The sequence below is a fragment of the Streptomyces sp. NRRL WC-3549 genome, assembly GCF_000721935.1.
GTDB lineage: Bacteria > Actinomycetota > Actinomycetes > Streptomycetales > Streptomycetaceae > Streptomyces.
Window position 1 is genome coordinate 149,602 of sequence record NZ_KL585389.1, and the last position, 2,105, is coordinate 151,706.

At 77.4% G+C, this 2,105-nt stretch carries 4 protein-coding genes; 1 reads left to right on the top strand and 3 read right to left on the bottom strand.

All coding sequences use genetic code 11. The annotated features are described in order from the left end of the window. A partial coding sequence (locus tag IH13_RS0108055) for an ATP-binding cassette domain-containing protein (RefSeq protein ID WP_031082354.1) occupies positions 1-833 on the top strand: 833 nt, incomplete at its 5' end. Positions 834-861: 28 nt separating this feature from the next. On the opposite strand, the gene IH13_RS0108060 is transcribed toward IH13_RS0108055, so the two are convergent. The 3 genes from IH13_RS0108060 to IH13_RS0108070 all read right to left on the bottom strand — a co-directional run. Next, a complete protein-coding gene (locus tag IH13_RS0108060) occupies positions 862-1,401 on the bottom strand; it encodes an NUDIX hydrolase (RefSeq protein ID WP_031082356.1) in 540 nt (179 codons plus the stop codon). A 117-nt stretch (positions 1,402-1,518) separates the two neighbouring features. Then, the gene (locus tag IH13_RS0108065; RefSeq protein ID WP_031082358.1) at positions 1,519-1,929 is read right to left on the bottom strand and encodes a PTS-dependent dihydroxyacetone kinase phosphotransferase subunit DhaM; all 411 of its coding nucleotides are present in this window, start codon (positions 1,927-1,929) and stop codon (positions 1,519-1,521) included. Beyond that, positions 1,926-2,105: DAK2 domain-containing protein (locus tag IH13_RS0108070; RefSeq protein WP_031082359.1), on the bottom strand; the 180-nt coding region annotated here is incomplete at its 5' end. The genes IH13_RS0108070 and IH13_RS0108065, both read right to left, overlap by 4 nt.

Here is a 2,105-nt window from a genome sequence, read left to right on the forward strand (position 1 = left end):
GGCTGGCCGATCTGGCCCGGACCGAGGAACTCGCCGAGGCGGCCGGGCGACGGCTCGCCGGCAGCGGCAAGGACCCCGGCCAGGGCTTCGGCAAGCACCGCAGGTCCCACGAGGCCAAACTCTCCGGCCAGGTGAGGGCGGCCAGGGCCCGGCTGGAGTCGCTGCGCCGTACGCCCGTGCCCGCACCGCCCCGGCCCCTGCGCTTCACCGCCGATCTCGCCGTGGCACGCGAGGACGCGTCCGGCCCGGCCACCCCCGGGCCGCCGGTCGAGCTCGACTCCGTCGTCGTCAGGGGCCGGCTGGACGTGCCCGCCCTGCGCGTCGGACCGGCACAGCGGCTCCTGGTCACCGGAGCCAACGGCGCGGGCAAGACCACCCTGCTGCGGGTCGTCGCCGGTGACCTCGCCCCGGACTCCGGCAGCGTGCGGCGGCGCGCCAGGATCGGCTACCTCCCGCAGGAGCTGCCCGCCCGGCCCACCCGCCGCTCACTGCTCGCCACGTTCGCCGCGGGCCGTCCGGGCCACCCCGACGAACACGCCGACGCGTTGCTGGGACTCGGCCTGTTCCGCCCGGACGACCTGGGCGTCGCGGTGGACGCGCTCTCGATCGGTCAGCAGCGCAGGCTCGCCCTGGCCCGGCTGGTGACCCGGCCGGCCGACCTGCTGGTCCTGGACGAGCCGACGAACCACATCGCCCCGGACCTCGTCGAGGAGCTGGAGGCGGCCCTCGACCGGTACCGGGGCGCCGTGGTCGTCGTCTCCCACGACCGGAGCTTCCGAGGCCGCTTCAGGGGCGACCGGCTGGAACTGCGGGACGGCCGGCCGGCCGCCTAGACCTGGCCAGGTGTACTGCCCTGTGAGGTCAGGGACGCGGGGAGGGGCCGGACGTCCCGGGCCGGGGACCGGTGGCCGCGCGCCCCTCCCGTACGTGGGCGCGCAGCCGTTCGACGAAGACGCGCTGGCCCACGATCAGACGCCGGGCCGCCTCGTCCGGTGTGCACCAGGCGAACCGGTCCATCTCCGGGAACTCCCGCTGCACACCGGACCCCCGGGGCCACTCCATGGTGAAGACGCCCGGAGTGACCCGGGCGGGGTCGAGTCCGCCCTCGACGGCCCAGGCGACCACGGTCTTCCCGCTGCGCTGCCGGGCCTCGCCGAGCGGCACCCACCCGCCGTCCGGTACCGGGAGACCCAGCTCCTCCTCGAACTCCCGGCGGGCGGCGGCGGCCGGCTCCTCGTCGGGCCCGTACTCGCCCTTCGGGAGTGACCAGGCGGCGTCCTCGCGGCCCGTCCAGAAGGGGCCGCCCATGTGCCCGATCAGCACCTCGACGTCCTGCTCCCCGGCCTCGGTCCGGACGACCCGGAAGAGCAGGAGCCCGGCACTGCGTTTGGCTGCAGACATGCGGCCAGTCTGCGGGTGCGGACCCGGCACGGCCACGGGGTCCGCAGCCGGGAACCGGCCCGGCCGGTCCTCCGGCCCGTCACCCGCACCGCGTGCGGGCGGCGGGCCGGGTCCCGGTCACATCTTGTGGTACCCGTACGCGTCCGTCGCCGCCGCCGCCACGGTGTCCAGGTCGCCGCCCGCCGACGCGGACACCAGCGCCGCGACCGCACCCTCGACGAACGGGGCGTCCACCAGCCGCGCGCCCTCGGGCAGTTCGCCGCCCTCCGCGAGCATGGCCTTCACCGTCAGCACCGCGCTCCCGAGGTCCGCCAGGAGAGCCACCCCCGCGCCCCGGTCGACCTCCGCGGCCGCCGCCGAGATCAGATCCGTGCTCGTGCCGAGGCCCCCGGCGGAGGTGCCCCCGGCAGCCGCGACGGGCGCCGTCGCACCACCGGCCGCCAGGCCCCGGGCCAGGTCGGCCACCGCCCCGGCCACCGGCCCGCTGTGCGACACCAGCACGATCCCGACCTGCGCCTCCCCGCTCACGCCCGGCCTCCGTCGTCCGCATCCGCGGCCTCGGCGAGCGCCTCCATCAGCAGGGCGGCCGACGCCGCGCCGGGATCCTGATGCCCGACGCCGCGCCCGCCCAGAACGGCGGCCCGGCCTTTGCACGCCGCCAGCGGCACGGTCGCCAGCGCACCGGCCGCCGCGGCCTCCCGGGT